Source organism: Candidatus Thermokryptus mobilis (genome assembly GCF_900070205.1).
Lineage (GTDB): Bacteria > Bacteroidota > Ignavibacteria > Kryptoniales > Kryptoniaceae > Kryptonium > Kryptonium mobile.
On the sequence record NZ_FAOO01000024.1, the window covers coordinates 1 to 25389 of the forward strand.

24 protein-coding genes and 2 tRNA genes are annotated in these 25389 nt (G+C 38.2%); 14 read left to right on the forward strand and 12 right to left on the reverse strand.

Going from position 1 to position 25389, the window contains the following annotated elements:
- Positions 1-271: hypothetical protein (locus tag FKZ43_RS10510; protein ID WP_140945850.1), on the reverse strand; the 271-nt coding region annotated here is incomplete at its 3' end.
- Between the two features lie 45 nt (positions 272-316).
- A complete protein-coding gene (locus FKZ43_RS10515; RefSeq protein ID WP_140945851.1) occupies positions 317-1570 on the reverse strand; it encodes a zinc-binding dehydrogenase in 1254 nt (417 codons plus the stop codon).
- Between the two features lie 157 nt (positions 1571-1727).
- Here FKZ43_RS10515 and FKZ43_RS10520 point away from each other — a divergent pair, with 157 nt between their 5' ends.
- From FKZ43_RS10520 to FKZ43_RS10530, 3 genes are read left to right on the forward strand one after another with little or no spacing between them, the layout of a single operon-like run.
- Positions 1728-2363, forward strand: a complete 636-nt coding sequence (locus tag FKZ43_RS10520) for a riboflavin synthase (protein WP_140945852.1) — start codon at positions 1728-1730, stop codon at positions 2361-2363.
- Positions 2329-3114, forward strand: coding sequence for a hypothetical protein (locus FKZ43_RS10525; RefSeq protein ID WP_140945853.1), 786 nt, complete (start codon positions 2329-2331; stop codon positions 3112-3114). The genes FKZ43_RS10520 and FKZ43_RS10525 overlap by 35 nt, the downstream gene beginning before the upstream one ends.
- 4 nt (positions 3115-3118) lie before the next feature.
- The gene (locus FKZ43_RS10530) at positions 3119-3922 is read left to right on the forward strand and encodes a DUF4198 domain-containing protein (protein WP_140945854.1); all 804 of its coding nucleotides are present in this window, start codon (positions 3119-3121) and stop codon (positions 3920-3922) included.
- Between the two features lie 4 nt (positions 3923-3926).
- Here FKZ43_RS10530 and FKZ43_RS10535 read toward each other — a convergent pair whose 3' ends face one another.
- The 4 genes from FKZ43_RS10535 to FKZ43_RS10550 all read right to left on the reverse strand — a co-directional run bounded on the left by FKZ43_RS10535 (position 3927) and on the right by FKZ43_RS10550 (position 5586).
- Positions 3927-4157 (reverse strand): hypothetical protein, encoded by a 231-nt coding sequence (locus FKZ43_RS10535; protein WP_140945855.1) that lies wholly within the window; start codon positions 4155-4157, stop codon positions 3927-3929.
- A 3-nt stretch (positions 4158-4160) separates the two neighbouring features.
- Complete coding sequence (locus tag FKZ43_RS10540) at positions 4161-5336, reverse strand: ArsA family ATPase (RefSeq protein ID WP_140945856.1); 1176 nt, start codon at positions 5334-5336, stop codon at positions 4161-4163.
- Positions 5337-5426: 90 nt separating this feature from the next.
- Positions 5427-5500: transfer RNA gene (locus FKZ43_RS10545), tRNA-Glu, on the reverse strand.
- 13 nt (positions 5501-5513) lie between these two features.
- Positions 5514-5586, reverse strand: a tRNA-Gly gene (locus tag FKZ43_RS10550).
- Positions 5587-5863: 277 nt separating this feature from the next.
- Here FKZ43_RS10550 and carB point away from each other — a divergent pair.
- From carB to FKZ43_RS10585, 7 genes are all read left to right on the forward strand, one after another.
- Complete coding sequence (carB, locus tag FKZ43_RS10555) at positions 5864-9154, forward strand: carbamoyl-phosphate synthase large subunit (RefSeq protein WP_140945857.1); 3291 nt, start codon at positions 5864-5866, stop codon at positions 9152-9154.
- Entirely contained in the window at positions 9151-10239 is a 1089-nt protein-coding gene (gene carA / locus FKZ43_RS10560) for a glutamine-hydrolyzing carbamoyl-phosphate synthase small subunit (RefSeq protein WP_140945858.1), read from the forward strand. The genes carB and carA overlap by 4 nt, the downstream gene beginning before the upstream one ends.
- Before the next feature lie 64 nt (positions 10240-10303).
- Positions 10304-12883, forward strand: coding sequence for a sigma 54-interacting transcriptional regulator (locus tag FKZ43_RS10565; RefSeq protein WP_140945859.1), 2580 nt, complete (start codon positions 10304-10306; stop codon positions 12881-12883).
- 112 nt (positions 12884-12995) lie between these two features.
- The gene (locus tag FKZ43_RS10570) at positions 12996-13769 is read left to right on the forward strand and encodes a hypothetical protein (RefSeq protein WP_140945860.1); all 774 of its coding nucleotides are present in this window, start codon (positions 12996-12998) and stop codon (positions 13767-13769) included.
- 85 nt (positions 13770-13854) lie between these two features.
- Complete coding sequence (locus FKZ43_RS10575; protein WP_140945861.1) at positions 13855-14742, forward strand: hypothetical protein; 888 nt, start codon at positions 13855-13857, stop codon at positions 14740-14742.
- Positions 14739-16721, forward strand: a complete 1983-nt coding sequence (locus tag FKZ43_RS10580) for a PorV/PorQ family protein (protein ID WP_140945862.1) — start codon at positions 14739-14741, stop codon at positions 16719-16721. The genes FKZ43_RS10575 and FKZ43_RS10580 overlap by 4 nt, the downstream gene beginning before the upstream one ends.
- A gap of 15 nt (positions 16722-16736) precedes the next feature.
- Positions 16737-17453, forward strand: a complete 717-nt coding sequence (locus FKZ43_RS10585) for a hypothetical protein (protein WP_140945863.1) — start codon at positions 16737-16739, stop codon at positions 17451-17453.
- On the opposite strand, the gene FKZ43_RS10590 is transcribed toward FKZ43_RS10585, so the two are convergent.
- The 5 genes from FKZ43_RS10590 to aroC are packed head-to-tail and all read right to left on the reverse strand — an operon-like array spanning position 17439 to position 22343.
- Positions 17439-18707: a TRAP transporter large permease gene (locus FKZ43_RS10590; RefSeq protein WP_140945864.1), complete on the reverse strand. Its 1269-nt coding sequence runs from the start codon at positions 18705-18707 to the stop codon at positions 17439-17441. The two genes, FKZ43_RS10585 and FKZ43_RS10590, sit on opposite strands and share 15 nt — an antisense overlap.
- A 6-nt stretch (positions 18708-18713) precedes the next feature.
- Positions 18714-19199 carry a TRAP transporter small permease gene (locus tag FKZ43_RS10595; RefSeq protein ID WP_140945865.1) on the reverse strand — a complete coding sequence of 162 codons (486 nt, stop codon included), beginning with the start codon at positions 19197-19199 and terminating at the stop codon, positions 18714-18716.
- Positions 19199-20203: a TRAP transporter substrate-binding protein gene (locus FKZ43_RS10600; RefSeq protein WP_140945866.1), complete on the reverse strand. Its 1005-nt coding sequence runs from the start codon at positions 20201-20203 to the stop codon at positions 19199-19201. Before FKZ43_RS10600 ends, FKZ43_RS10595 begins: the two co-directional genes overlap by 1 nt.
- Positions 20204-20222: 19 nt before the next feature.
- Entirely contained in the window at positions 20223-21134 is a 912-nt protein-coding gene (locus FKZ43_RS10605; RefSeq protein ID WP_140945867.1) for a TRAP transporter TatT component family protein, read from the reverse strand.
- A 21-nt stretch (positions 21135-21155) separates the two neighbouring features.
- Positions 21156-22343, reverse strand: a complete 1188-nt coding sequence (aroC, locus tag FKZ43_RS10610) for a chorismate synthase (protein WP_320415061.1) — start codon at positions 22341-22343, stop codon at positions 21156-21158.
- A 115-nt stretch (positions 22344-22458) separates the two neighbouring features.
- Here aroC and efp point away from each other — a divergent pair, with 115 nt between their 5' ends.
- The 4 genes from efp to FKZ43_RS11670 all read left to right on the forward strand — a co-directional run bounded on the left by efp (position 22459) and on the right by FKZ43_RS11670 (position 23836).
- Positions 22459-23028 (forward strand): elongation factor P, encoded by a 570-nt coding sequence (gene efp / locus FKZ43_RS10615; RefSeq protein ID WP_140945868.1) that lies wholly within the window; start codon positions 22459-22461, stop codon positions 23026-23028.
- Between the two features lie 240 nt (positions 23029-23268).
- Positions 23269-23472, forward strand: coding sequence for a hypothetical protein (locus tag FKZ43_RS10620; protein ID WP_140945869.1), 204 nt, complete (start codon positions 23269-23271; stop codon positions 23470-23472).
- Positions 23473-23491: 19 nt separating this feature from the next.
- On the forward strand, positions 23492-23686 hold the full coding sequence (gene rpsU, locus FKZ43_RS10625; RefSeq protein ID WP_181180349.1) for a 30S ribosomal protein S21: 195 nt from the start codon (positions 23492-23494) through the stop codon (positions 23684-23686).
- 21 nt (positions 23687-23707) lie between these two features.
- Positions 23708-23836 (forward strand): hypothetical protein, encoded by a 129-nt coding sequence (locus FKZ43_RS11670; protein ID WP_268904472.1) that lies wholly within the window; start codon positions 23708-23710, stop codon positions 23834-23836.
- Positions 23837-23867: 31 nt separating this feature from the next.
- Here FKZ43_RS11670 and FKZ43_RS10630 read toward each other — a convergent pair whose 3' ends face one another.
- Positions 23868-25265, reverse strand: coding sequence for a phosphoglucomutase/phosphomannomutase family protein (locus FKZ43_RS10630; protein WP_140945871.1), 1398 nt, complete (start codon positions 25263-25265; stop codon positions 23868-23870).
- Between the last annotated feature and the right edge of the window lie 124 nt (positions 25266-25389).

The window sequence follows — 25389 nt, forward strand, 5'->3', positions numbered from 1 at the left end:
TCTTTGCATCAAGCTCGCTCCTCATACTCTCAATCTTTGCTTCAAGATTGCTCCTCATATTTTCAATTTTAGCCTCAAGGATTTCAATATCCTTTTTCGTTGCTACCTCCTTTAGCAGTTCCTCTTTTAATTCTGTTTTTGTCTGATACCATTTGTTATCAATCTCTGCACCTATAACTGTTTCAAGCGATTTCACAATTTTTTTCGCCTTTTCCATCCCAAATGCTTCCTCAAAAACCTCGTATATTTCAATTGGAATGGTTACCGCCATTTTTAAAATCTTTTTTGTCAAAGTTACACAAGTTAAAGAACTTTTTCAACTCCCCGGTTTAAGTATAACTTTCAATCCATCACCATTTCTTATGGCTTCAAAACCTTCTTCAAATTTTTCAAGAGGTAATTGATGCGTTATAAAGCCAGCTTCAAGGATTTTATCCGCCAGCCCAGCTCTTAAAAGCGAGCGCATAACTTCCCATGTCTCAAATACCCTTCTGCCTATTATCCCGTGAATCGTTATACCTTTGAAGATCACATTCTTTGAGAAATCAATGTTGACATCCCCCTCTGGAAGACCAAGCAAAGAAATCGTTCCACCCATTCTTATCACTTCAAACGCATCTTGATATGCTTTATAATTTCCGGACATTTCAAACACAACATCAACGCCTGTTCCTTGTGTTTCAGCTTTAACCGTTTTTATAAATTTTTCTCTTTCCTCTGGGATCGCAACATCAAAGCAAAAATCCGCCCCAAATTTTTTAGCCATTGAAAACCTTTTTTCAACTATTTTCTCGTGCGTGGCTCCTGTTCCTGGTTTTGACGCATCCGTGACGAAAATTTTTGAAGCACCGCTCATCTTCGCTATTGCCGTAGCCATCAAACCTTGAACCCCGCAACCAAGGATTGCAACCGTTTGCCCCATTAAATTCACCGACTGAGCCGTATGAACAGCGTTTCCAACCGCATCCATAAAAGCAATTATCTCAACTGGAAGCTCACCATTTTTAAAAAGCACAATATTTTCAGCTGGGACCTTAACAAATCTTGTAAAAGCGCCATCTTCGTGTATCCCCTTTATCCTGGTATTTTGGCAAACATGTCTCTGACCTATACGACACTGATGACAACGACCACAGGTTATATGCATCTCCGCTGAGACGATAAAATTCTCATTCAAAACACTTATCAAATCAACATCCTTAGCAAGCTCATCAACGCTTCTTTTCCCAACAAAATCAAGAAGCACCTTGTCATTTGAAGCCCTCTCAAAAAGCAAACCCGCCAAATGTCTTCTTGCGACATCCCCGGCATCAACTATCCTGCCAGCGAATTCATGTCCTATTATAACATAAGGTGCTGAATTTGAAATCATTTCGTCCTTTAAAGATTGCTTGCTGTTATAAATTCCAACATCCGTCCCACAAATTGCTGTTGCTATAACTTCAATTTTAACTTCGGTTGGGTTAGTTATTTCCGGGATAGGAACCTCGGCAAGAGCCAACCCCTTTTTCCACTCCCTGTCAGGGCGGGGGGTCTCCTTGATGACCGCCTTCATGGTGTTGCTTTCCATTTGTGAAATGTCCTTTCTTTTTGAAAGAACCGATTTTTACGGTTCGCTTGTAAATATAACCAAAAGATTCGTTTTGTTCAATCATCAAAAAGTTAACACTTGCTTTTTAACCATCTTAATTTTATCTTAAATCGTAAAAATAAGCCCAAAATTAAATATGTTCACTGGCATAATCCAAGAGGTTGGAAAAATAAAGTCAATAATTCAAAAGGACAACGCAAGGATCTTAACAGTAGCATCGGTCAAACTAATAAACGAAATTAAACCCGGGGATAGCGTATCGGTAAACGGAGCTTGCTTGACAGTTGTTGAGAAGTCAAATAATTCATTCAAAGTTGAAGCAGTTGAAGAGACAATAAAAAAGACAAACCTTGGGAAATTAAAAAATGAAGACCCAGTAAACCTTGAACTTGCTTTAAAACTTGGGGAACGCATCGGAGGTCATCTCGTCACAGGGCACATTGACACGACGGGAAAAATTAAAAAGATAAAAAAACTCACCAAAAGCTGGCTCTTTGAAATCAACTTTCCAAAACAATTCAGAAGATACATCATCAGCACTGGCTCAATCGCTGTTGATGGCATAAGCTTAACAGTAGCACACATTGACGACGACACATTTACCGTTTCAATCATACCCTATACTTGGGAAAATACAAATTTTAAATTCAAAAAGGTCGGGGACGAAGTTAACCTTGAGTTTGATTTCTTCGGGAAGTACATTGAAAACTTTTTAAAAACTCTCAAGGTGGAAAACTATGGCAAGAAGGATAAAATACTGGATAGAGGATGACGGGAAAAATTTCATAACCGATGAAGAGTGGGAAGAGATAATGAAATTACAGAGGTGGTATAATTCAGAGTTCGTTTGGACAGCCGGGAAAATTAACTTTAAAAGGTTTGCCGTCTTTCCAAACTGGGAAAACATTGAACTGATGATTTGGGCTGGGGAAAACGAGCCCGTGAAAAATATCATATCAAAAAAGTTTGAAGCGCTTATCTCCTCCGGAATGAACGAAAGCGAAGCTCTGGAAAAACTTGAAAAGGAAGGGTTTGTGATACTAAAAAGAGGTGGCTACATTGATAACTCAATCGCAAGTGGCATAACAAGAATCGGCGGTAATGAATTCAACGCTTACCTTCTATGTGAATTCCTTTTAAAAGCATCGCTGATCATAACAGGCGCTGAAATAAAAATCTATGACGAAGGGGAATTCATAAAAAGTGGTCTTGTAAAGATAAAGGCTGGCATTGTATATGTCACAAAGACCGAAAGGGTTTCGGATGAGAAATGGGGCGAGATGAGAAGACACAAAAAGGTCTTCTCAATAGTTGACCCCGCAAAATATACAAATTACCCCCGCCTCAAAAATGTAATACCAAACTATAACTCATTAAATAGAAAAGATAAACTAGCTATACTTCACGACTGGAACTGGCTTGGCTATGGCGACCCATATGATTTTGAAGGTGATGACCTCACAGGATATGACCTTAACAAAAAAACAAAGGGAATTATCTTCTTAAAAGAAAATCAATCTTGAAGAGATGAAAAAATTCTTGTTGATGACTTTAATCGTAAATCTCGCTTTCTCACACGATTACTGGCTTCAACCCCAAAAATTCCATCTATCAAAAGGAGAAACTCTTGTAGTTCATCTCTATGTTGGCGATAAATTTGAAAAGGAAATTGAAAGGGAATTTCAAAAAAATATGACTTTGAAATTTGAGCTCATCACAGATTCATCGTCGTTCAATCTTGTTGATGAAATCAAAGATAAATCCATCCCTATTCTCGTAAAGAAAATCAACTTTGAGGGTCTCGCCCTGCTTTCAATGGAAAGAGATTACGCATATATTGAACTAAAACCCGAGGAATTCTCCGAATACCTAAGACACGAGGGGCTTGAGGATATTCAAAAACTCATAGAAAAACTCCCCCCTCGCAAGGTTGAGAGAGAAAGATATAGGAGATTTATAAAGTCGTTAATTATGGTCGCTGATAAACCCAAAGGCAATGTTTATAGTAAAGTCCTTGGGCAAAAGCTTGAAATAATACTTCTTGACAACCCATTCAAAACAAAACCCGGCGATGAAATAACAGCTCAAGTTCTATTTGACGGAAAACCCCTTGCTGGTAAAACAATAACCGCATACAACCTTGAACCAGAAAGTAAAAAAATCAACGAGTATAAAGCTAAAACTGATAAAAACGGAAGGGTTAAATTCAAAATAGAAAACCCCGGGCTATGGTTAATTCGCCTCGTCCATCTTTTAAAATGCAACGGCTGTGAAAACGCCGACTGGGAAAGTTTCTGGGCGTCTTATAGCTTTGAGATCAAACCGAAATAAACCTTCACTTAACTTTGACTTTTTTCGCTTGCCCTTGTTTTGGCTTCTCCTCAAGAAGTTTGTCAGCAAGCGCAATCCCAGCGTCAATCATTGACCTTATAGCAAGGAGAATTTCCTTGTTCGCTTGAATGAAATGTTTTTTCGTCTCTTCTAATTCTGGCGGTAGCGACTCAAGTATAGATGAAATATCTGGCAATGGTATGTAATACTTCGGGATTTGTTTCTCTTCCGGCATTTTTCATCTCCCTTTAATTTTTTCAAATTCAATCGTCAAAATCCCATCTTCAAGCTTTGCCTCAACGACCCGTGATGATGCAAGGGTGTGTGGCAAAAAGATATTTCTCCTAAAACTTGGAAGTTCAATTATCAATTCGTCATTCTTAACCCAAACATTGACATCTCTTTTTGAGAAGAAAGGCATTTTCAATTTAAGGTGATATCTTCCATTTTTCTCTTCAATTTTCATCGGCTTACCTTCATAAAAAATCTCGGTTGGATCGTCTTCCCCGTATAAATTGACGGCAAACTTTAAGAGCTTGTTCAAGCCAACAATCTCATCATCCCCAAGAAATGATATTTTCATCGGTATAGGTGCGAACACTTCCCTCACAAATTCAACATGCTTATTCTGTGTCTGTTTCCACTTTTTGAAATGTCTATCTTCAATTTCATCAGGGAAAACTTTGTTAACAATTATAAGATCAACTGGGAAACCAAAAAGATTCAAATAAGTATAAGCCCTCTGGGATTCTTTTATCACCATTTTTTCTGGGTTAACAACTATTCTAACGCTTGATGTCTTAACATCAGTTAAAATCTTCTTCGTGTGTTCAATTTTTCTATACAGGTCTTCAACTTGTGAATAAACATCATCTGTTGGAAGCGGAAACTTTACAACCTTTTCAGCTACTGGTCTGATTGTTTTGACAAGTTTTCTCTCAAGTGGGAAAAACCTTTCCATATACCAGCTCACAATGTCCGGGAAACTTAACATTCTGATTGTGCTTGCGGTTGGGGCACAATCAACAATCACCACATCATAACTTTTATCCGAGTGATAATCATTTATCTTCAACAAGCTGAAAAGTTCCTCAAGCCCCGGGAAGATCGCAAACTCCTCAGCTATAAACTTATCAAATCCTTGATAGGAGAGGAACTTTACGATGAATCCTTGAATTTTATCCCAATTTATTCTGAGCTCTTCGTTAACATCAAGTTCTTGAGCCCAGAGTTTCTCTGTGACTTTGACGGGGAACTTGCCGATTCTTTTGCCGAAAGAATCGCTTAAACTATGTGCTGGGTCCGTGCTTACAACGATCGTTTTATATCCAAGTTCGGAACATAAAACCCCGGTACCAGCGGAGACAGTTGTCTTCCCAACGCCACCTTTTCCGGTATAAATTATAACTCTCATTTCTCAAAAAGCGATTAAAAATTTTATTCAAGTTTAAGTTAAAATGAAGGAATGATAAAATCAAATTCCCCCTTGAAAAAATAAATTTTGTAGCGCGTGCGGGATTCGAACCCGCGATCTCCGCCTTGAGAGGGCGGTGTCCTAGACCACTAGACGAACGCGCCATAAAAAATTTTGAGCGCGAGACGGGACTCGAACCCGCGACACCCAGCTTGGGAAGCTGGTGTTCTACCAACTGAACTACTCGCGCTCAAACTTCATTATAAATATAAATCCATCAACCGAAAAAATCAAGTTTAAAATAGGTAGAATATGGTGAGAAGATACTATTTGCAAGGGAGTTTGGGACAAATCAGCAGGGGGTGAAGTTTTGGGTTGAGAGGTTTGAATTGAAAAATTCTTAAGTTTGGAAAGGGAAAATTTAAACGAAGTGTCCCCTATGTTGCCAATGGGATCACTTAAAAACACTTGCTTTCTTACCTTTAGTTGATTATATTTTCCGAAAAATTTTTGCGTAAGCGGGAGAAGTGAAAACGGATATAAAATCTGTCCTGATAATTGGGAGCGGACCAATAATAATAGGGCAAGCATGTGAATTTGACTATTCCGGAACGCAAGCTTGTAAAGTTCTTAAACAAAAAAATATAAGGGTGATACTTGCAAATAACAATCCCGCCACCATAATGACGGATCCTGAATTTGCGGATGCAACTTATCTTGAGCCATTAACACCCTACTTCATTGAAGAAATCATAAAAAAAGAACGCCCCGACGCACTTCTACCAACTCTTGGTGGTCAAACAGCTCTAAATTTAACAGTTCAACTTCACGAGCTTGGAATACTTGATAGATACAATGTCAGAATAATTGGGTCAAGCATTGAAGCGATTAAAAAAGCAGAGGATAGAGAACTCTTTAAACGAGCGATGGAAAAAATCGGTTTAAAAGTCCCAGAGAGTTCTTTTGTGCAAAGTATTGATGAAGGGATTGAATTTGCTTTAAAAATTGGGTTTCCTGTAATTTTGCGCCCAAGTTTCACGCTCGGTGGAACAGGTGGCGGAATTGTTTACAACATTGAAGACTTGAAGCGAAAACTTGAAAAAGCATTGATAGAAAGCCCGATAAAGAAAGTTTTAATTGAACAATCAGTAATCGGATGGAAAGAGTATGAACTTGAGGTCATGCGGGATAAAAAAGATAATTTTGTCGTCGTCTGTTCAATTGAAAATTTCAACCCTATGGGGATTCACACGGGTGATTCAATAACGGTTGCTCCTGCACAGACATTAACGGATAAAGAATACCAGAAACTCAGGGACTATGCAAAACTTATAATGAGAGAGATAGGCGTTGAAACTGGTGGAGCCAACATTCAATTTGCCTTGAACCCAGAAACAGGCGAAATTTTGGTGATTGAAATGAACCCAAGGGTTAGCAGAAGCTCGGCGCTTGCAAGTAAAGCAACTGGCTTTCCGATCGCTAAAATTGCGACGCTTCTCGCACTCGGTTACACGCTTGATGAAATCCCAAACGACATTACAAAGAAAACCCCAGCCTCTTTTGAACCCTCAATTGACTATTGTGTCGTTAAAATCCCGCGATGGGACTTTGAAAAATTTAGAGAAGTTGACGACACGCTGGGCATCCAAATGAAGTCGGTCGGCGAAGTTATGGCTATAGGAAGAAACTTTAAAGAAGCATTTCAAAAAGCGATAAGGTCGCTTGAAATTGATAGATTTGGACTCGGTTGCGATGGAAAAGATGAGATTGAAATTAACGGACCTGATGAACACTTGAAAAACAAAATCATTGAAAGGTTAAAGCAAAACAAATGGGATAATTTCTTCTGGATAAGATATGCTTTAAATGCAGGCGCAACGATTGATGAAATTTATCAAGCAACGAAAATTGACAAGTGGTTCTTACACAATTTAAAAGAGATAGTTGCCGAAGAGAGCAAATTAAAAGAAATCCCAGACATCTTTGAGCTCGTTGAAAATGATAAGGAAAAGGCACGGGAAATAATAAAGAATGCGAAAAGAAATGGCTTCTCAGACAAGCAACTTTCATTTATTTGGAAAAGAAAAGAAATTGAGATAAGAGAATTAAGAAAAAAACTTAACATTTTCCCTGTCTATAAAATGATTGACACATGCGCTGGCGAGTTTGAATCATACACACCCTATTTCTACTCAACTTATGACTTTGAGAACGAGTCAATCCCAACGCAGAGAGAAAAAATTTTAATCATCGGTAGCGGTCCAAACAGGATTGGGCAAGGGATTGAATTTGATTACACAAATGTCCACGCAGTATTAGCGCTTAAAGAGGAAGGATACGAGACGATAATGGTAAATTGTAACCCGGAGACAGTTTCAACCGATTATGATACAGCCGATAGATTGTATTTTGAACCGATAACCTTTGAGGATGTCATGAATATAATTGAGCTTGAAAAACCGCAAGCGGTCATATTAAGTTTTGGTGGGCAAACACCTTTGAAACTCTCAAAACTTTTTGAAGCACATGGTGTTAAAATACTTGGGACATCTCCAAAAAGCATTGACATAGCCGAAGACAGAGGTAAATTTACAAACCTTCTTGATTCACTTGGAATAGATTATCCCCCTGGGGGTTATGCGAAAAGGATAGATGAAGCGCTTGAAATAGCAAAAAGGATTGACTTTCCTGTGCTCGTAAGACCATCTTATGTTTTGGGCGGAAAATCCATGAGGATAATTTACAGAGAGGAGAAATTGATTGATTACTTGAAAAATGAAGTTAAAATCTCGGATGAAAATCCCATCTTGATTGACAAGTTCCTTGAAGATGCCTTTGAATATGATGTTGACGCAATTTGCGATGGGGAGAGAATTTTGCTCCTCGGTATAATGGAACACATAGAAGAAGCTGGAATTCATTCGGGTGATAGCTCTTGCATTTATCCACCAGTGATGGCTTCTGAAGAGGTGCTTGACAAAATTGTCAATTATACGGAGAAAATTTCACTTGCTTTGAAAGTGAGAGGTCTTATAAACATTCAGTTTGCAGAAAGGGATGGGATTGTGTATGTTTTGGAGGCAAATCCGCGCTCATCAAGAACAGTTCCATTTTTAAGTAAAGCGACAGGCATACCGTTTGCTAAAATTGCGACGAAAATTTTGGTCAAGGGCTCAAAAGAGGTAATTGATGAATTCAAACTTTACGACTTCAAATTTAAAAATCAAAGTGTTAAGGCTTGCAAAACGCCTGTATTTTCATTTTCAAAACTTCCAAATGTAAATGTCTTCCTTGGTCCAGAGATGAGGTCAACTGGCGAGGTGATCGGCTTGTCGTATTCTTTTGGGGAATCTTTCGCGAAAGCACAAATCGGAGCTGGAAACCCACTGCCACTTTCAGGAAATGTTTTAATAAGTGTAAACGACAGAGACAAGAACGAAAAGATATTGAAAATAGCGAAAGAATTTTTAAACCTTGGGTTCAAAATCATCGCAACCGATGGCACTGCGAGATTTCTAAATTTAAACGGCATACCTGCGCAAAAAGTTTACAAAGTGAAAGAAGGAAGTCCAGATATAGTTGACCTTGTAAAAGAGGGCAAGATAAACCTCATCATAAACACACCGCTTGGTGAAACATCAAGATTTGATGAATTTGCCATCGGCAGAAGCGCTCTTCAATACAAAGTCCCATTCGTCACGACCCTTTCAGCTGCTTTAAGCGCCATTGAAGCGATAAAGAAACTTAAATACGGAAAAATCACAGTTAAAAGTTTGCAGGAATATCACACTGAAATAAAACTTGAAATGATAAAATGAAAAAGGCAAAACTTGCACTTGAAAATGGCGTTGTTGTTGAAGGATTAAGTTTTGGAGCCGAGGGGGAGACATACGGAGAAGTTGTTTTCAATACTGCTTTGACAGGTTATCAAGAAATAATAACCGACCCATCCTATAAAGGACAAATTTTGATCTTCACTAATCCACTCATTGGGAACTACGGTGTTAATTATGAAGATATGGAATCAAAACGGATACAAGTCGCCGGGATTGTAGTCCGAGAAATTTCAAATTTTTATAGCAATTATAGAGCAATTGATTCACTTGACCATTACCTAAGAATACAAAATATCGTTGGAATCGCAAATGTTGATACAAGATTTCTCGTAAGGCAGATCAGGGAGAAAGGAGCGATGCGAGGTGTGATTTCAACCGTTGACCTTGACGATAAAAATCTCGTCATAAAAGCAAGGTCAATACCAAGTATGAGTGGACTTGAACTTGCAAGTTTAGTCACAACAAGTGAAAGATATAAAATTGAAAGCGAAAGGGAGAAAAAATTTTTCATAATCGTTTATGATTTTGGAGTCAAATTTAACATAGTGCGAAAATTGAAAGAACTTTCCTGCTCTATCCTTGTCGTCCCAGCTAAAACGAGCGCGGACGATGTCCTCTCATTAAATCCCGACGGTGTGGTTCTCTCAAATGGACCTGGCGATCCATCTGCGCTTGAATATGCGGTAAGTAATATCAAGAAAATTCTCGGAAGAAAACCAATTCTTGGGATCTGCCTTGGGCATCAACTTCTTGCGCTTGCGATCGGAGGAAAAACTTATAAAATGAAATTCGGGCATCGCGGGTCAAATCACCCTGTTAAGAACTTGATCACAGGAAAGGTTGAAATAACATCGCAAAATCACGGCTTCGCTATTGACCCGGACTCGCTAAACTCATATGAAGCAGAAATAACCCATATAAGTTTGAACGATGGAACTGTTGAAGGATTGAGATTAAAAAACTCTCCAGCCTTTTCAGTCCAATACCATCCCGAAGCATCACCCGGACCTCACGACAGCGAATATATCTTCAGAAATTTCATCACGCTTTTGGAAAACGCCAAATAAATTGAGAATGCCTTTGAATTTTTTTATCTTTAAACCGTGAATCTCCCAAAATGCCTTAGAGCATATGCTGGCAAGTTTTAAAAAAATCATAATAGCACTGTTAATTTCAATTTTTGTGATTTTCTTGAGATTGCTTGATCTATCTTTGCTAAACGAATTGGATCGCCTTTTCTACCAGGTCAAATTTAAATTTCGTGGTGAAGGGCAAATTGACTCATCAATTATCTTCTTATATGTTGACGATGCCGAGATTCATTCACTTGGAGGTTATCCGTTAAAAAGGACCTATTGGGCGCTTCTCGTAAAAATTTTGACCGAGCTTGATGTCAAAGTGATAGGGCTTGACTTAATAATTGCGGAAAAGAATCCAGATTATCCCGAAAGAGACGCAATACTTATCTCAACCATAAAGGGCTCAGAAAGAGTATGCCTTGCCGGAAGCTTCGCTGAAATTGAAGGAAAATTTAACGGCAAAGGTTTAATCAAACCATTTGATGAAATTCTTGAAGCAGCAAATGGATTTGGACATTTAAATTATATCTCAAATGGTTTCCCATCAAAAATCCCACTTTTCATATCAAGTGAAAACGAGCCGATACCTTCTTTTTCACTTGAACTTGCGAGGTTATATTATGAACTTGAGAAAGATTCAATAAAAGTTTTAAACGGTAAGGTTGTTCTTGGGAACACTGAAATACCTTTAAGTGATGGCTGTATGCTGATAAATTACTGTGGTGGGACTAAATCGTTGCAAATGTATTCCGTTGCGGAATTTATAAGTTCATACGATGCATTTAAATTTGGTGGTGAAGCGAAAATTGACTTCAAAAAGTTCAAGGATAAAATTGTTTTGATTGGGATTTACAGTGAAAACCTCGGTCAAGTCGTTCAAACACCATTTGATGACAAATTTCCAGCAACGGGGGTTCACGCAATGGCGCTTGACACGATATTGAGAAGGAAATTTTTAACCGAGATACCCCTGCCATTTGAATTCGTGTTAATTTTTCTTTCCACCGCGCTGGTCATTTATATCTTCTTTTCAGAAAAAATTTCACCCCTGAAAAAAATAGCACTTTCACTTCTAACACCCCTGATTTTCTTAACCATCACTATCATTTTATTTACACTTGGGATATCAATTTCAATTTATCCAATTTTAAGTTTAGCTGGGGCATTTTCAACTGGGCTTATTTACATCCTTGAGGTTCAAAGGAGAAAAACCGTTGAACTTGAGCTTGAAAGAGAGAGAGTTGAAGAGTTGATCCGCGAGAAAGAGTTGCTTATAAGCGAGCTCAAGGACAAAATTGAGAACCTTGAAGGTGAGGATGAAAAGAGCAAAGCAATGTCAAACCTTGAAAATGTTTACAGTCAGGTAAGGGAATTAACATCAAGATTTGAGGATTTATCGGCTTTTGAGATCACAAGGGAAGAAAAAGTTGAAAACTTTGAAGGGATAATTTACATTGATGGCGGGAAGATGTCGGAAGTTATTTCAACAATTAAAAAAATCGCACAATCTGATGTCCCTGTTCTGATAACGGGTGAAAATGGAGTTGGGAAAGAACTTGTTGCAATGGCGATACATAGAACGAGCGACCGCAGGGATAAGAAGTTTATCGCTGTAAATTGCTCGGCGATTCCAGAGACGCTACTTGAAAGCGAACTCTTTGGTTATGAGAAGGGAGCTTTCACAGGTGCATTTCAAAGAAAAAAAGGAATTTTTGAAACAGCCGATGGCGGAACAATTTTCCTTGATGAAATCGCAGAAACGAGTGAGCAATTTCAGACGAAAATTTTAAGGATCGTTCAGTCGGGCGAATTCAACAAGGTTGGTGGAAGGGAAATTTTAAAAGTGAATGTAAGGATAATTGCAGCGACAAATAAAGACCTTGAAAGAGCTGTGAAAGAGGGTAAGTTTAGAGAAGACCTTTATTACAGATTAAATGTAATTCGCATCCATATACCGCCCCTAAGAGAAAGGAAGGAAGAAATACCAGCTCTTGTTGAACACTTTTTAAAAAAGTTTAAAGCAGAAGATATGAGGGTTTCAACTGCCGTAATGGAGGCACTTTTAAATTACGATTGGCCAGGAAATGTACGACAGTTGGAAAGCGCGATCAGACGAGGAATTATTTTTGCAAAGTCGGATGGAAGAAATTTAATACAACTCAAAGACATACCAGATGAAATCATAAACTTTGTCCGAGGGAAGATGGACATTGAAGGGCAAATTTTAAATCTTTTAAGGGAGAAGAAATTTTCACACAGTTCAATATCAGAGACAGCAAACGAACTCGGGTTGAACCGTGGCACTGTTGCTGAATACCTTCGCGGAATTTGTTTCAGATATTTATACGAGAGCAACTTTGACATTGATAAGGCATCCCGTGAAATCGCCGGGAACGATAAAGAATCCATTGAAAGGGTCAAGAAAAAAATTCTTGAGCATCTTGAAAACTTTTTTGAGCTACTTTCATCATCTGGGCAAAATTTGGAAATAAAAGCATTGATAAAGTCAAAATATAAAAATCTTCCATCCCGATATCACCTTTATCTTGAGCAGACCGCAAGGATATACTTAAGCGGAGAAATGCTTGGAAATTTAAAACCCAGCGTTTCAAAGGGAAAACCCAGCATTTGAAATAGGATAAATTGATTGAAATTTAATAAGTTTTAAAATGGCACGAAAGTTGTGCTTTATGTTTAGCGAAGGACTTCAAAAACAAAATTTGGATTTTGCCATGTTGCGAAATATGTTTCTATTCGGGTTAGTAATTACAGCAATTCTTTTAAGTGGCTGTTCCAAGGGAACGGAGCCAACGAGCGGGCTCGTCCCGGTTGAATTGACCCTAAAAGGTGAAACAGCAGGGAACATAACATTTGCGAAATCTGTTGGGCAGGTTGACTCAATTAAAATTGACTTCGCTATAATCGTTTTGAGATGGATTCAATTTAAGCAAAACATTGACACTGCAAAAGTAGATACATCTTGGGAAGAAAATAATACGATGGATATGGAGCGGAAAATGAGAATGCTTGACAATGACCCAACGATAAGATTTAAAGGGCCGTTTTTCATTACGCTTCGTAACAATGAGCCCACGCCTATAGCTGTTGACAGTTTGCCACCAGGAAACTATGATGGGATAAAATTCAAAGTTCATGCAATCGTTCCTATGGACTTTCATAGGAACCCAGCGGTACCGGACTCTTTCCTTGGAAAAAGCATTTATGTCAAAGGTCAGATTTATCAAAATGGCGTATGGAAAGATTTCGTCTTTACGACTGGGAAAGTTAACACTGAGTTTAAAATCAAAGGGAATTTCACAATCACCGAAAGTGACAAGAACATCCCCTATGTTCTTGTATTTGATTTGACTTCCTGGTTTGTTGACCCGTTGACTGGGGCATTGCTTGACCCAACAAATCCTGGTGATCAGGGCAAGATAATTTCAAACATCGTTCACTCTTTGAAGAATAAAGCACGTGGTGGAAAGGACAGAAATAGAGATGGCAGACCAGATTGAGCGCTGTCAGGCGCGGTTCATCCGCATCGGGACCGGGCTTTTGCCCGCGTCCTGGGATTTTTTAATAATGAAGATATCTCAAAAAATGAAGAAAGTTTTTTACATAGCTCTCGTCTCATTGATGTTCGGCTGTGGTAAAAATTCACTTATTATAAACCCCATAGATGAAGAAACACAAAAAACAGAAGTTTTATATCTTGATGAATCGGAACCAGTCATTGAGTTTCTAAATCCATTTCAAACGGGGATGATGAACTCAGAGATGATGTCAACCCCAGGTCTTTTTGTGTTAAGTTACTCCCAGTTCATCAATGAGATTGGCGAAACATTTGACACAACTTTAGCTTATGCGCTTTTCAGAGATATGAGCTCGCCACCAATAAATATTGGGCGTTGGCAGGAAAGGAAAGGAATTGACATCGGCGAAATTTATATTGAAAACTTCAAGCTTGAGAAGTCAACAAGAAAAATAAGGATGCATTTTGGACCGCCACATGGAAGGATGGACACATCATACGGGTTTGAATACGTGATGAAAACACAAAACTTTAATTTTAAACACTCATCTAAGCACAGGATTAAGGTTATTGATAAAGCCGGTAGGGAACAGCTTTTTGAAATTTCAACGCCAGCAAAACTAACGATTGATGGGTCGCCTGAATACGACGGAAAAAAGTTGAAAATAAAATTTAAAACAAAGGTTGATTCAATCAACCTAATTTTAAGCGCCATTTCAACATATAATTCATCAACTTTTAAACCTGTAATGATGCTGAAAATAAAAGCACCGTCTACATCAAAAATTGAGCTTGATTCATCTGTTTTATCGCTTATACCGGCGGAGTTGAGACAAAAGGAGCTTATATTCAGTATAGTTCAAGCCAAGAAAGAAAATATCAGGATTTCGGGTTATTTCGGGGATCTTTTAACTTTTGTATCATCAACACTTTATTTCAGAGTTAATTTGAGATGAAACCGCGCCTTGCTTTATTTCTGACAACGCTCAATCTGGCAATTGCGCAAAATTTTTCAACGCCACGCGGAATATCTATCGCTGGGTTTGAAGCGTTTGCCAATTCCGCTCTTTCATCTGGGTGGAATCCGGTAGGTTTGATGAAAATTTACGACTGGAACATTGGTATGTCAAACTATTACGAGAAAAATTCTGGATTTAGGATACACTCCTTCGCCGTAGCGAAAAGGATAAGCGAAAGGCAAAGTTTATCATTCGTATATTCCCCAGGTTCAACGCTTGAATTTATATTTCCGTCAAATGTCACAATAAACATTGGAAATACAACCTTCAAGGCAAATTACGACAAGAAGATAACATATTCATCAAGTTATGCTTTCGGCTACGCTTTGAAACCTACCGAAAGGTTATCAATTGGACTTAACACAAACTACATCACTGAAAACATCTCTGAGACAATCTACAAAGTTCAGATGACCGATTCGCTGCCGAACATTTCGCTTGAAACGACGGAATTTAAATCCGCAAAATTAAGCTCAAAAATTTCCGCCCTATATGAACTGAGCAAGAATTTATCTCTTGTGTTTTCGTTTGAAAATTTATCAAACACCCTTGGCGAAAGAATGCCAGAAAAATTCAAAGAGTTTGAGCTCAAAGATAAATTCAAGGTGAAATTTTCAACTGGATTGAGCTTGAAAAATTTCAAATTTGGGTTTGAACTTTCATCAATGCCCGAGGTCAATGCTGGGGTTGAAATTTCACCTACTGATTTTCTCTTTTTAAGAGGCGGATTTTTCTCCGATGCGAAAGAGATAAATGGTGTTTCAATTGGAGCTGGATTTAAAATTGGGCTTTTCGGATTTGACATTGCGTTTTTCAAGAACACATCAAATATCTGGCGCGATGGAAAGTTAACCCAAACGGAATTTTTTGAAACAAATTTTAGAAATCCGAACTTTAACAAATTCATCCATGATAAAATCCTCTTTTCAATTTCGCTTGATGCCTTTGGATGGTATGAAAAATCAATAAGGATAAATGAGGTTTTTGTTGAAAGTGAAATTTTCCCGCACTTGATGGACAACTTTGAAAAAAAGGAAATTGGTTTCATCAAACTTGAAAACTTTTCGGATAAACCGCTTAATGCCTTGATTGATTTTGAATCACCGTCGTTTATCAAAGTTGAAACTCAATCAGAGGGTCTCACGCTTAATCCTGGTGAGATAAAAACCATTCCGATTTTTTTGTCCGTTGGACTTGATAAACCAATAATTTCAAAAGCTACGGAAGTTAATTTTAAAGTTAAGGTGGGTCGTTTGAGAAAAGTTTATGACGACGAGAAAAAATTTAAAATCACGCTTCGCGGTAGAAACGATTGGAATGGAGAGGTTGAGAAATTGAGATATTTTGTCAGCTTTGATTTACCCGAGGTCATTAACTTCACAAGAAAAACAATTTGGGCGAAAAAAGATACAATTGATAGCGTTGACCCAATGCTTAGAAGATTCATCCAGGCGAAAGTTTTGATTGAGGAGCTTTCAAAAAATATAACTTATGTAAGCGATCCATCTTTAAGTTTGGATTGGGTTCAATATCCGGATGAGACATTAAAACTTCACGGTGGAGATTGCGATGACTTAGTGGTTCTGTTAGCCTCAATTCTTGGTTCAATCGGGATTGATGTTGCTTTCGTTGATGTGAAAGAAATGAGAAACCCTGGCGAATCCCATGTTTACATTTTGTTTGACACCGGAATTGAAAAAAGATTTGCAAATGTTCTGACCGAAAACGAGAAGAGATACTTCATAATGAAGGACAGAAACGGAATTGAAACAATTTGGTTACCTATAGAGACGACCTTGATAAGGGAAGGCTTTGAGAGGGCCTGGGAAGTTGGAGCCAAGGAATTATACAACGATTTTGAAATCAATCTTGGACATTTGAAAGGAAAAGCAAAGATTGTCTTGCTACAAAAATAAAATTTGAGGTGGGAAATGCCATTAATTAGACCTTTAATTGTTGCAGTTTTGGTTTTGCACTCAACTTTATCCCTTTACTCTGAAAATGGGAACTGGTTTAAAATAAAAAAGTTAAAAGGAAGGGTTGAGGTCAGACACGGTGTAAGGGAATCTTGGGAAAGTTTAACTCAATCGGATACACTTCGTCCGGAAGATACAATTTTGATGAACAAGGATTCATATATTGAGATTGAGGGGAATGGGATTTTTTTCAAAGCAATTGGTGATCTCATACTCAACATATCTGATTTGAGACGGCTTTCAAAGGATGAGCTTTTGCTTCAAATTGCCTTTGAAGAGATGAGAGCTTTGCCGGGTGTGAAGAATGAAAAAAGAAATTCAAGTTCAACGGGTCTTTATGGAGCTGATATATCAAAGGAGGAAACGAAGTTGAAGACGACGCAGAGTTTGGCTTATCTTTGGGTCAAAGGGGTCAGAGCTCTTTTTGAGAATGGGCTTTATGAGACCGCTTCAATAAGGGCGAAAAATTTAATGTCAAGATTTGATGAGCTTAAAGATAGCTATGAGTTGAAGCTTATAGTTGCAAGCTCGTTTGAAAAGCTTGGTCTTTATGGGGAAGCGATTTCGGAATACAATAAGATAATTGCTTCATCAAGGGATGAAAGTTTGAAAGGGAAACTTACGCAAAAGGTGAAAGAGTTAAAAGGGAAGATCACATCATCGCTTCAATAAAAAGAGGGAAATTTCCGGGATGTAGGTTATAAGAATAAGGGCTATGAAGAGAATAATTATAAATGGGATGGTTGCAAGATAAACTTTTATTATTGGTTTCTCAAACCTGAAGCTTGATATAAAAAGGTTCAAACCAACAGGGGGTGTTAAATAACCTATTTCAAGGTTTGTTAAGAAAATGATACCAAGGTGGATTGGATCGACACCGAAATTTTTTGCTATCGGTGTGATTATTGGGACAACGACAATTATAGCGGAAAAAATATCCATTAACATACCGACGACGAGAAGGAAAAGGTTAAGCAATATGAGAAAGGTGTATTTACTTGAAATATACTTTTGGATGAACTCAAAGATTTTCATCGGTATTTGTTCATCTATCAAGTAGCTTGTCAATCCAAGCGCTGATGCGAGGATTATCAAAATCCCACCAACCATAAGCATGCTCTCTTTCATAATTCTCGGAAGGTCGTTTTTTATGTTCAGGTCGCGATAAATAAAAAGTTCAACGATAAAAACATAAACCGCTGTCACAGCCGACGCCTCAATCACTGTGAAGATACCGCTGTAAATTCCGCCGATTATAATAAATGGAAGAGGGATTTCCCAGATCGCATCAAGTGTTGCGCGCCAAAGGTTTCGCAATGAAAATTTTTGAACTTCAATTTTAGTCCCTATATTCTTGACAATGCTATAAATTGAAAGTAGAACGACAAGCAAAATCCCTGGGGTAATCCCCGCGATGAAAAGTTTATCAACATCAACTTGTGCGACAAGACCATATAGTATCAATGGCAAGCTAGGTGGGAAAAGCAAACCCAAACTTCCGGATGTTGTGACGAGTCCGAGTGAGAATTTTTCGGAGTAATTGCTTTTCAACAATGCAGGCAGGACAAGCCCCCCGAGTGCAACGATCGTCACACCAGAAGCTCCTGTGAAAGCGGTGAAAACAGCACATGAAACAAGAACTACAACTGCAAGTCCCCCGGGTATCCAACCGAAAAGCGCTTGTGTTAAGTTAACAAGTCGCCTTGGGGTGTTGCTTTCAGCAAGGATATAACCAGCGAATGTGAACAAAGGGATAGCGACAAGTGTTGAAGTATTGGCAAGACGAACCATCTCAATTATAATCGCTGACAAAGAAATCCCCTTTGAAAAGAAACTTAATATCGCTATCGCTGATATAACCGTAAAGAGCGGGGTTCTGAAAAGAGCGAAAAGAATGAATAGAAATATCAATACAAAATTTAACATCCTAAATCAAAAAATGTTTTTAATGAAAACAACTTTCACCGCTCTAAAAAGAAACCTCAAACTCATCAATCCAAAACCGATCGGTATTATGAGCTCAAGCATCCAATTCTTTAATCCAAGAAAGACAACGCTTGGGAAATCAATCTCCATTTTAACAAAATCAATTGAAGCCCTCAAAAGTAAGAGACAAACAACGGAAGCAAAAAAATTTGTAATTGCGGAGCTAAACTTTCTAAGCCCCGGTGGGAGCAACCTCGCAAAAACATCAATGTTTATGTGCCTATCTTCCCTTGTTGCAAGTGAAGCCCCTATGAAAGCGATCCACAAAACGACATATCTCAAAAATGGATCAGCCCACAATATACCCGTCTCAAACAAATTCCTCAAAATCACCTGTAAAAAACTGATAATCACCATCAACGAAAGCAAAATTATAATCAGGATATTTTCCAACTTTGCGATAAAACCATCAATTGCATTTATAAATTTCATCAATTCCCCAACTTCTGATTTGATTTCCTATACTCTTCAACTGCCTTCTCAATCTTATCAAGCCAAATTTGACTGAAAACCTTGCCGACGAGTTCTCGCCTTATTTTCTTACCAACTTCATCATACTCGCTCAAAACCTTCTTTGAAGAGGGTTCGGTTATCATAATTCCATTTCTCTTGAGCGTTTCAATTGCGTTCTTGTTTTCTTCACGACTAAGTTCAACGAGCTTTCGCATGTACTTCCTTCCGTTTTTAAGAAGGATTTCCTGTAAATCTTTCGGCAACGAATCAAAATATCTCTTTGATATTAAAAGTGCCCCTGATGCGTTAGATAACGGGACATCGTGCATATACTTAACCCTTGTGAACCACTGCGTCGCAAGGATTGCAAGGGGTGAACCATAAACCCCATCTATGATACCTGTCTGAAGGGAAGTTAAAACCTCTGTAATGGAAAGTGGAACAGGTGTAATTCCTATGACTTTATAAGCAGCCTCTGCGATAGGGTCACCTTGCCAAGCCCACATTTTAAGTTTCTTGAGGTCATCAATCCCATAAACTGGGGTTTTAGTAAATGTATAGACGAAGCCAACCTCTGCCCATCCCAAAAGGACGAAACCACCCCTTTCAATCTCACGCTCAAACTCATCGTTAAATTTTTGATAAATGTAATCAACCTCGTCATAACTTTTAAATAAAAAAGGGGAATCAAGTACTCTTAAATTTGGCGCTATCTCACCAATTCCAACACCAGTAAAACCAGCAGCGTGATATTGCCCTATCCTTATTTTTTTCAAAACATCAATTTCATCCCCAGCCACACCACCAGCGTAAATTTTAAATCCGATTCTTCCGTTGCTCTCTTTTCTTATCTGTGAATCGTATTCCCTTAAAACTTTAATCCAAGTGCTCCCATCAGGTGCAATAGTTGCAACTTTTATGAGATATTCTTGCGAAAAAGTGAAGTTTAAAAATAATAAAGTCAAAACAAGAACTCTTCTCATCTCGTTTACTGATTTTTGTTTAGAAAAATTCCTCAACCATGGTCTTAAATTTTTCCGCCTTTCTCTTTGCGATCACATTCAAAAGTTCAGCCCCTTCAAGGACCTCAACATGCGATTCAATCACATAATTTAAAAGTTGCTCATATAACTGTCTATCTTGAACTTGGACAGCGTAATATCTTGCATAGAAAACATAGGGAAGTAGATACTTACCACCTGAAATTTTTATACATCTCTCAAAATATTCCTTCCCTTTTTCCGGGTCGCCACCAAATAATTTAGGTCTGGCTGACAACAAGACACCAAGAAACATAACACCAGAACCATAAAAATAACCCTCATCAAGTTCAACAACATACTTAACCATGGACTCAATTTTTGGAATTTGACTTATAGCTTCGGGGTCGTCTCTGCTAAGATTTACATAGCTTCCCCAAGCCATCGCGGTCCAAAACAAAATAGGAACATCTTTTCTTCCAAATTCAGTGCGCAAAGTCATCTCAAATTTTTCAAAATCGCCATCCAAGCTTTCGGCAAACCTCCCACTTTTCCATCTCAAAAAATTAATGCCGTAACTATAAGCCCTTTTATAAATCATCTTTGCCCTTTCTGGCTCGTCATCTTCAACAAACCCCATCGCATAACCTGTATATCCTTGAACGAGGAGGGTAACGGTTTTTTGATTTTTCGGGTCGGCGTTGTAAATCGCCTCAAGAAGTTTCAAATTTGCAGGTATACTAACCTTTGCGATTTCGTAGTCCGTTTCGCTAAAAATTGCTTTAACCCCGGAGTCAAATATACCTCCTGCATATTTAATTGCAAGGTTTTGAACACTGCAACCGTAAAGAAGAATTGAAATTAAAAATCCAACGACTCTCACATTTACAAGTTCATTTTTTACAGAACTTTTTACACTGAAAAATTTAATCAAATTGCACTATAAAACAAAGTTTTACCAAACCGAAAAAATAGCGTTTTTGAAGTTCCTTTTCAACTCGTCAATACTATCCCCTCCGAACTTCTCAAGCAAAGCATTTGCTATAACTGGTGCAACAACCGCCTCAGCTATAACACTTGCAGATGGAACTGCACAAAAATCAGACCTCTCATACCTTGACTTTACACTTTCACCTGTTGCAAGATCAACGCTTGAAAGCCCCTTCACAACCGTTGAGATTGGTTTCATAGCGGACCTCAATATAATCGGTTGTCCATTCGTCACACCACCTTCAAGACCGCCAGCACGATTTGTCTTTCGGTAAATTCTCCCATCTTTTATGAAAATCTCATCATGCACCTCTGAGCCAAACTTACCTGCGTTTTCAAATGCAAACCCAATCTCAACTCCTTTTATCGCCTGTATTGACATAATTGCTTGTGCAAGAAGCCCATCAAGTCGTTTATCCCACTGGACATAACTCCCAAGCCCAATTGGTACACCAGTTATAAAAACCTCAAAAACTCCACCAACCGTGTCCCCTTCTTTCATCGCTTTCTTTATGATATTTATCATCTCAACCTCAACTTCTTTATCAAGACATCTAACTTCCGACTTATCGGCTTCAATTGAAATTTCAAATGCTCCTTTTTCTTTACGGATCAAGCTTTGAACTTTTCTATCAAGTTTCGCTCTATCTTCAATTTTTGCTTGCCCTATTTGAACTACATGGCTTCCGATGAAAATCCCAACTTCTTCAAGCATTTTTCTCACAACTGAGCAACACGCAACCCTTATAGCCGTTTCCCTTGCGCTTGCTCTTTCAATGACATTTCTTATATCATCAAAACCATATTTGAAATAACCAACAAGGTCAGCATGCCCGGGTCTTGGAACGGTTATTTTCTCAACCTTTTCTTCAATTTCTTCAACTGACATTTTCTTCTTCCAATTTTCCCAATCCTTATTCTTTATAATCAGGGCTATCGGGCTTCCCATAGTTTTACCGAATCTAACACCGGACAAAATTTCAACTTTATCCTCTTCAATTCTCATCCTCGCACCGCGCCCGATGCCTTGTTGTCTTCTTTTCAAGTGAAAGTTTATATATTCAGCCGAAATTTCAAGCCCTGCTGGGATTCCTTCAACTATACCTATTAAAGCTTGACCGTGTGATTCTCCGGCGGTTAAAATTCTTATCACAGCTTTAAGATTTTTTTCAGAAAAATAAACAAGTGATTTCCCATTTGCAAATGAAAAAGCTTCAAACTATATTTTTAAAGAGAACACCTGGCAAAATTAACTTTGGAGGTGCCAAATGGTGATCGCAACTGAGATCAGAGAGGGGATGGCTATTAAACTTGAAAACACGATTTATAAAGTTGTTGAAGTCAAAGTCCACGCTGGAAGTGGGCAGATGCAGGGTTTCGTTTCAACGCGACTTTTAAATTTATCAACGGGTCATTATACAGAGCGAAGGTTCAGAACGGATGAAAAAATTGAAGATGTTGAATTAGTGCGAAAACCGATGGAGTATATTTACAGCGATGGAGATTTATATTTCTTTATGGATCCGCAGACATATGAACAGGTTAGCGTTCCGAAGGAGTCGCTTGGAAACTTCGCAAAATTTTTAAAGGAGGGAATGAAAGTTGATGTTGAATTTCTAGGTGAAGACCCGATAAGCGTGAGGTCACCGAAAACGGTTGATCTTAAGGTTGTTTTAACTGGTTCTGGGGTTAAGGAGGCACAGGATAACACTATGAAAAGTGCAACGCTTGAAAATGGGATTGAAATCCTTGTCCCACAATTCATAAAGGAAGGGGAAATAGTCAGGGTTGATGTTGAAACCATGAAATATGTTGAAAGGGTGGCACAAAAGAAATGAGTTGTTGATATATTTGCGGAAATTTTTTATATTTTAAATGACGCATTGCAAGTTAATTTTTTAATTTCTAAAATGAAAATCCCCAAACAAATAGAGCAGTTTTGCCAATACTGTGGAAGCAAGCAAAAGTTTAAATTTAGAGGTAACTTTGAGCCCGAAGCTGAGAGTAAATTTTGGTACATGTGTCAAAAATGTAAGCATGTTGCTTTATTTTCACTGTCAGATTTAAACTTAAACCAAGTGCAGGATGAGAATTCACACTCAAACTATAGAGTTTATTCAGCAGCTGAAACATACGAAATAGGTGAGTTAATTTATCACGAGGAATGGCAAGATTACGGCAGAGTGAAGAAAAAAGAGGTTTCTTCAAGCGGTTATAGTATAATTGTTGTTGAGTTTGAGAAACTTGGTCAAAAAAAATTAGTTGAAAATTTCAAACAATAAAAAAAGCGAGGTGATAAAATTGGTAGGGATAATCGTTCAGGAAGGCGAGTCGTTAGACAAGGCATTGAAGAGGTTCAAGAAAAAATACGAGCAGGCAGGAATCCTGCGCGAATTCAAGCGTAGAACTTTTTACACACCGCCTTCCGTCAAGAAGAAGATGAAAAGGGCAAAAGCGATACGAAGGGCACAAAGAATGTTGATGGAGCAAATGTAAAAACAAAATTTCTTCTTTGAAGTGAATAAGAAGAAAAAACAAGTGCTCAAGAAACATCGCAAGAAGGAGAAGAAGAGAAAAGAGAAGATGAAAAAGTTAAGAGAGATGCTTGCTCAGATGAAACAGCAAGAATCCCAACCGCAAAATTAAAAAGCCCCGATTTCTCGGGGCTTTTTTATTTTCATCCCAAATTAACAGCCCAATCAAGAATTTTATCAACTTTTTCAGGGTCATCCGCTTCGCAGTAAAATCTCAGCAATGGTTCAGTTCCAGAAGCTCTGATAAGAAGCCATCCTTCATCAAAGAAAAACTTATATCCATCAATCGTCAAAACACTGTTAACTTTAAAACCAGCAACTTCTCTTAACCCCCTTTTCAATCTTCTAAGAATTTTATTTTTGTGAGATTCTGTAGTGTGAAGGTCTATCCTCTTGTAATAATGTGGTCCGATCTCTGCAAAAATCTCATCAACTATTTCAGACAGTTTTTTCCCTCTTTTGACAATCATTTCACAGATAGTCAAACCAAGGAAAAGTCCATCCCTTTCGGGTATGTGTGTCTTCACGCCTATCCCACCGCTTTCTTCTCCACCTATCATTATATCTTTTGTGACCATAAGCGTTGCGACATGTTTAAATCCTACAGGTAATTCATAAACTTTTAATCCATATTTTTTTGCAAGTTTATCAACCATCAATCCAACGGAAACCGTTTTGACGACATCGCCACGCAATCCCTTGTCCTCGTAAAAGTATTTCAAAAGTATAGCAAACACTCTTTGAGGGTCAACGAAATTGCCATTTTCATCAACCGCCCCAATTCTATCTGCATCGCCATCGGTGGCAAGTCCAACATCAAATTTTTTCTCGGGAACGAGCTTCATCAACTCTCCAAGATTTTTAGCAATCGGTTCTGGACTTACTCCACCAAACGATGGATTAAACTCGTTATGAATTACAACAGCCGATGGGATCAACTCGGTGAGTATTTTTTGACCAGCGCCATACATTGCATCGTGAGCAATTTTCAATCCAGAATTTTTTATTGCTTCAATATCAATTTTAGCCTTAAGGTCATCAATGTAGAGCTTTTTCAAATCAACAAGTTCAATTAAACCTTTCTGTTTAAGTTGATCAAAACTTCTCTTCACCTTTTCAATTTCTGTCTTCGGCATTTTGTTCGCCTGATTTTCAACCTTTACGATATTCTCCACTTCTTCTGGACCGCCAAAGTCGGCTTTAAGCTTGTAACCATTATACTTATAGGGGTTATGGCTTGCCGTTATAACAACCCCACCAGCACAATTAAACTTTGGTATTGCAAGCGAAACAGCCGGTGTAGGGCAATAACCATCGGACAATAAAACCTTCACACCAAAGTTTGCTATTACAGTGGCAACATGCTCAGCGAACTCTTTTGACAAAAACCTCGTGTCATATCCTATGACGAGCCCGTTTTTAATCTTTTTGTGTTTTTTGTAGTGCTTTGCGGTCGCAATTGCGACTTTAGTTAAATTTTCAAATGTGAAGTCCTGCGCAATTATGCCCCTCCAACCGTCAGTTCCGAACTTTATCTTCATCGTTTTTTAAAATTTTGTTTTTAATTTTTTTAACTTTTTAATCGCCTCTCTATATAAGATAATTCTATCATTCAATTTCAAAATCTTACTTATTTTTGCGCATCAAGTTGCCCTCTTCCTCTTG